This is a genomic window from Sphingorhabdus sp., assembly GCF_044357595.1.
Taxonomy (GTDB): domain Bacteria; phylum Pseudomonadota; class Alphaproteobacteria; order Sphingomonadales; family Sphingomonadaceae; genus Sphingorhabdus_B.
This window is the reverse complement of the sequence record NZ_JBIKPH010000153.1, coordinates 1-5,178: the sequence shown is the minus strand read 5'-3', so window position 1 is coordinate 5,178 and position 5,178 is coordinate 1. Positions and strand designations below refer to the sequence as shown.

At 54.5% G+C, this 5,178-nt stretch carries 5 protein-coding genes; all 5 read left to right on the top strand.

The genetic code is table 11. The features are described 5' to 3' along the window. Nucleotides 1-1,276, top strand: a 1,276-nt coding sequence (locus ACIQ2T_RS11855; RefSeq protein WP_397590996.1) for an LPS-assembly protein LptD, incomplete at its 5' end; no start/stop codon positions are given. A 104-nt stretch (nt 1,277-1,380) separates the two neighbouring features. Next, the gene (locus tag ACIQ2T_RS11850) at nt 1,381-2,721 is read left to right on the top strand and encodes a peptidylprolyl isomerase (RefSeq protein WP_397590995.1); all 1,341 of its coding nucleotides are present in this window, start codon (nt 1,381-1,383) and stop codon (nt 2,719-2,721) included. Then, nucleotides 2,721-3,737, top strand: a complete 1,017-nt coding sequence (gene pdxA, locus ACIQ2T_RS11845) for a 4-hydroxythreonine-4-phosphate dehydrogenase PdxA (RefSeq protein ID WP_397590994.1) — start codon at nt 2,721-2,723, stop codon at nt 3,735-3,737. The genes ACIQ2T_RS11850 and pdxA overlap by 1 nt, the downstream gene beginning before the upstream one ends. Then, nucleotides 3,737-4,558: a 16S rRNA (adenine(1518)-N(6)/adenine(1519)-N(6))-dimethyltransferase RsmA gene (rsmA, locus tag ACIQ2T_RS11840; protein WP_397590993.1), complete on the top strand. Its 822-nt coding sequence runs from the start codon at nt 3,737-3,739 to the stop codon at nt 4,556-4,558. Before pdxA ends, rsmA begins: the two co-directional genes overlap by 1 nt. A gap of 107 nt (nt 4,559-4,665) precedes the next feature. Further along, nucleotides 4,666-5,178: M20/M25/M40 family metallo-hydrolase (locus ACIQ2T_RS11835; protein ID WP_397590992.1), on the top strand; the 513-nt coding region annotated here is incomplete at its 3' end.

Below are 5,178 nucleotides of genomic sequence, written 5' to 3'. Positions count from 1 at the left end.
GTCTATTTCCGCTTCTGGCCGCTTTGCATCGGATCGCACATTTCTGCGGCGCTATGACATCAGCCGCGATGACCGGCTTCGGTCGACATTTTCTGCCGAACGCATCGGTGACAAAAGCTATTTTTCATTTGCTGGGTGGGCAGTACAAACCCTTCGTACCAGCGACCCCCAGGGGCTTGCTCCCATCGCCTTACCGGAACTTGATTATCGCCTGCGCCTCGACGCGCCAGTGGTGGGTGGCACATTTCAGTTGCAGGCAAATAGCTTAAACATCGGCCGCACAAATGGTCAGGATACCCAACGCGCATTTGCCGCAGCAAAATGGGATTTGCGCACGATCACTGGGTTGGGTCAGGAATTGACGTTCACAATGCTTGCGCGCGGTGACGTCTATCATAGCGATGAAAACGCAAGCACGCTAACAGCCATCTATCGGGGCGACACAGGATGGCAGAGCCGCAGAATTTTTGCGGCTGCGGCAGATGTAAGATGGCCATTTGTAGGAGCGGCCTTCGGCGGAACACAAATTTTTACACCCCGCGTTCAGGTTGTAGCGGCCCCTTCTATCTCCAACCTAAGTATTCCTAACGAAGATTCTCGCGCGGTTGATTTGGAAGACAGCAACCTGTTCGCCCTCAACCGATTTCCCGGATATGATCGTTTTGAGGATGACTACCGCATAACGTACGGTTTTGACTGGGCACTCAAGAAAAGTGACTTAAGCGCCGACATCAATTTAGGGCAAAGTTACCGGCTGTCGAGCAGATCGTCCATCTTTCCCGACGGCACAGGCTTATCAGGCAAAGCGTCGGACATCGTCGGACGGTCCGAATTTCGCTTTAAAAATATCGTGAAGTTAACGCACCGGTTTCGTCTGGATAAGGACAATCTTGCCATCCGCCGGAACGAAATCGATGCCACCGTTGGCACGCGTGGTACATATGTGCAGGCTGGCTATCTAAAGCTTAACCGCAACGTCGGACCAACGGTTGAGGATTTGGCAGATCGTGAAGAAATTCGGGTTGGAGGCCGCATTCGCCTTGCCCCATATTGGTCCGTATTTGGTTCAACTATCATTGACCTTACGAACGCTCAGGAAGATCCAACAAGCCTTTCTGACGGCTTTGACCCCATACGTCATAGGTTTGGCGTTGCATATGACGACGATTGTTTGTCCTTAAGTTTAACATGGCGGCGCGACTATCAACCGGTCGGTGACTCGCAGCGCGGCAACAGCTTCCTGTTCCGTCTGGCATTTCGCAATCTGGGTGTGTAAGGAATTGGCAATTAATCCCCGGACGGGCATTTTCCGCTCATCTGCTGTTCAGCAGTGAGTGGTTAACTGGCCACCCGAACCGATTGTGTACTGGATCAATATCGATGAAGTTATTCAAGCGTCTGTCCTTCGCTGCCGTGCTTATTTCCGCTACAGCGCTGACACCGCTAATTGCGCAATCCACTCCTGATTCTGGAGGAAATGATGCCAGTTTAATCGCACCAGACGGACAGCAATTGTTTGGCAAAAATGATCCCAACGTCCGACGCGCAACGGCGCAAGTTAACGGTGAAATCATTACCGGCACTGATATGGATCATCGCCTTGCTTTAATCGTCGCTGCAAACGAAAACAAACTCCCTCCAGAAGAGTTGGCACGTTTTCGTGCGCAAATTCTTACAAACTTGATAGACGAAACGCTACAAATTCAAGAAGCTGCGGCCAACAAAATTGAAGTCACCGACGCTGAAGTGGACCAGTATTTCGACCGCGTAGCGCAGCAAAACTTCAAACGGCCCGCAAGCCAAGTCGAGAAATATTTGACTTCTATTGGCGCATCGGTCGCGACGCTGAAGCGCCAGATTAAGGGCGAACTGTCATGGAGCCGGCTGCTTTCGCGCAATGTGCGCCCCTCAGCAAACGTCAGCGATGACGAAGTCAACGCGATTATTGAACGCATTAAGGCCACCAAGGGTACGACCGAATATCGTCTCGGGGAGATTTACCTGTCGGCAACGCCTGAAGCTATGCCAGCGGTCACGGAAAACGCAAAAAAGATTATCGACCAACTTCGTCAGGGTGCAAATTTTGTTGCGTATGCGCGGCAGTTTTCAGAAGCATCCACAGCGTCTGTCGGTGGCGACCTGGGTTGGCTGTCACTGGCGCAATTACCCTCGTCACTGGCGACCGCCGCCGCTGGCATGAACAGCAATGAGGTTCAAGCGGTCGCATCTCCTGGCGGCATCTCCATATTGCTGTTGATTGACAAACGGCAAGTCGCGATGTCGGACCCTCGGGATTCGGTTCTAAGTCTTAAACAAATTGCGATTACGTTCCCGGCAGGCACCGCCGAAGCGCAGATCGCTCCACTGGTGAAGCGCTTCAGCGAAGAAACACAGCAAATTGCGGGTTGTGGGGTTGCCGACGAAATGGCTGCGAAGCTTGGCGCTGATGTGGTCAATCGCGATGGCATCAAAATCCGTGACTTACCGGCGCCACTCCAGCAGGTGATGTTGAATTTGCAAATCGGTCAGTCCACCCCGCCTTATGGTTCGTTACAGGATGGTGTGCGGGTATTCGTTCTGTGTGGTCGTGACGCACCAGAAGTGGCGGCGTCCGAGAGTTTCGACGAGATCATGTCGCGGTTGGAAGAAGAGCGTGTCAACAAGCGGGCCCGCATTTACCTGCGCGATTTGCGTCGCGACGCCGTCATCGAATATAACTGATGCCTCTTGGCCGACTGGAACTGCCGCTGGCCGTTTCGGTCGGTGACCCGGCGGGTATTGGACCTGAAATCATCGGCAAAGCTTGGGAGGTGCGCCATTCGGCAGATTTGGCACCTTTCTTTGCTATTGGCGATATAGCAAGCTTTGCTCCGCACTGGAACGGCCCTGTGGTCCGTATTGACGACCCCGCCGATACGTTCAAATTTTTCGATACCGCTTTGCCTGTTATTCATTTGCATGATTGCTTATCCATCGTCCCCGGTACCCCAGACCTCGATGGAGCCCATTGCGCCTACCAAGCGCTGGAAATGGCAATCGGTTTTGCTCGAGCTGGCAGCGCGGCGGCGCTGGTAACTGGTCCAGTTTCCAAATCCCAGCTTTACGCCGTTGGCTTTACACATCCCGGGCAAACAGAATTTATCGCCGAACGCTGTGGTGTTTCGAAAAACAACGCAGTGATGATGCTCGCCGGTCCTGACTTGCGGGTGGTCCCCATGACAACGCATATCCCGCTCGCTGAAGTTGCGGGTAAGCTCGATGGTAGGTTGATAAGGCAGCGCTTACGCGCGACAGCAAAGGGACTTCAGCGCAACTTTGGCATCGAAAACCCTCGGCTCGCGGTGGCGGGCTTTAACCCCCACGCCGGCGAAGCGGGCAATATGGGCCGCGAAGAGCTTGATATATTCGAGCCTGCAATTGCGCAGATCAGAGGCGAAGGCTTCAACGTCATTGGCCCCCTGCCCGCGGATACGATGTTTCATGCGGAGGCGCGTGCGCAATATGATGTTGCGTTATGCGCTTATCATGACCAAGCACTTATCCCATTGAAAACCCTTTACTTCCATGACGCTGTCAACATCACGCTTGGCTTACCCGTCGTTCGGACGTCGCCTGATCATGGCACAGCCTTCGGTATAGCTGGCCAAGACAAGGCGCTGCCGCATTCCATGATAGCAGCTATTAAGATGGCTGAGTCCGCAGCATTGCATCGCCTAGCCGCCGCCGATTTTGGCTGATGTCCGTATTGCTGCCTCCGCTTCGGGAAGTGATTGCCCGTCATGGCCTGTCGGCAAGCAAGGCTCTTGGCCAAAATTTCCTTTTCGATGAGAAATTGCTGGACCGAATTGCCGCAATACCCGGTCCCTTGGCAGGAGAGCATGTTTACGAAGTCGGCCCTGGTCCTGGCGGCCTCACGCGCGCTTTATTGCGCGCTGGCGCTCAAGTCGTTGCCGTGGAGCGAGATCACCGCTGCCTGCCTGCACTCGCCGAACTCGCAGAGGTCTTTCCAGGAAAACTGCGCGTGATTGAGGGGGATGCCCTGAAAATCGATCCTTTTGCAGAAATTGGCGCGCCTTTTCACATTGTTTCCAACCTGCCGTATAATGTCGGGACGGCACTTGCCGTGGGTTGGCTCGGCGGCAACGCATGGCCGCCGACTTGGAAAAGCCTTACCCTCATGTTCCAACGCGAGGTTGCGGATAGAATTGTATCCGCGCCAGGCACTGGAGCATTTGGGCGCCTTGCCATATTGGCGCAATGGCGGTCGAACGCTTCAATTGCCATGCCCGTCCATCGCTCGGCATTCACTCCGCCGCCTAAGGTCATGTCAGCGGTGGTGCATATTACACCCAAGGAAGCGGCAAGCGGCGTTAAAATGTCCGTCTTGGAAAATCTGACCGGCGCAGCTTTCGGGCAACGACGCAAGATGCTGCGTCAAAGCCTCAAAGGCGTTCCCGGCGCGCTAGAGGCGCTCCATAAAACTGGTATAGCTGAGGACCGCCGCCCCGAGACGGTCAATATCGCCGAATGGTGCGCGCTCGCGAAGGAAGTCGGATAGACTTCACGCTGGGGGTGGCCCTTTGGGGCAACCAAAGCTAAGATAAAGTTATGCATACGCTAACCCCAAGCGAACATAAGGTTCTTCAAACAATCGAACCGAGTCATATGCTAGACCAAGTTCTGACTTGGGCAGCAGTCAACAGCGGATCAAGCAATTTGGCAGGGTTGGCCGTGACCGCCAAGATGTTAGCTGACGCGTTTGCTGTCCTTCCCGGCGATGTCGCCTTGGTTGCCTCTGAACCCGTAGACCGCGTACTCCCCGACGGATCGATTAAGACCGTTGCGCATGGACAGCATCTTTTGGTCACCGTTCGTCCTCATTCGCCGGCGCAATTGCTGTTCACTGGGCATATGGACACGGTTTTTCCTGCCGATCATGCATTTCAGCGATTGCGCTGGTTAGAGGACGGAACGCTCAACGGACCAGGCGTTGCCGACATGAAAGGCGGGATATCGGTGATGCTCGCAGCGCTGCGCGCAGCGGAGCTTTCGGGATGCCTTGCGCACACTGGATATCAGATTCTGATCAACAGTGACGAGGAGGTCGGCTCGCCTTCGTCGACTAAGCTGATTGCCGAACTTGCGCAGAACAAGCTGGCAGCTTTAACGTACGAACCT

Bases quoted from the DNA above. Each gene is read 5' to 3' on its own strand.
- ACIQ2T_RS11850 (WP_397590995.1), top strand. From the start codon at position 1,381: ATGAAGTTATTCAAGCGTCTGTCCTTCGCTGCCGTGCTTATTTCCGCT.
- pdxA (WP_397590994.1), top strand. From the start codon at position 2,721: ATGCCTCTTGGCCGACTGGAACTGCCGCTGGCCGTTTCGGTCGGTGAC.
- rsmA (WP_397590993.1), top strand. From the start codon at position 3,737: ATGTCCGTATTGCTGCCTCCGCTTCGGGAAGTGATTGCCCGTCATGGC.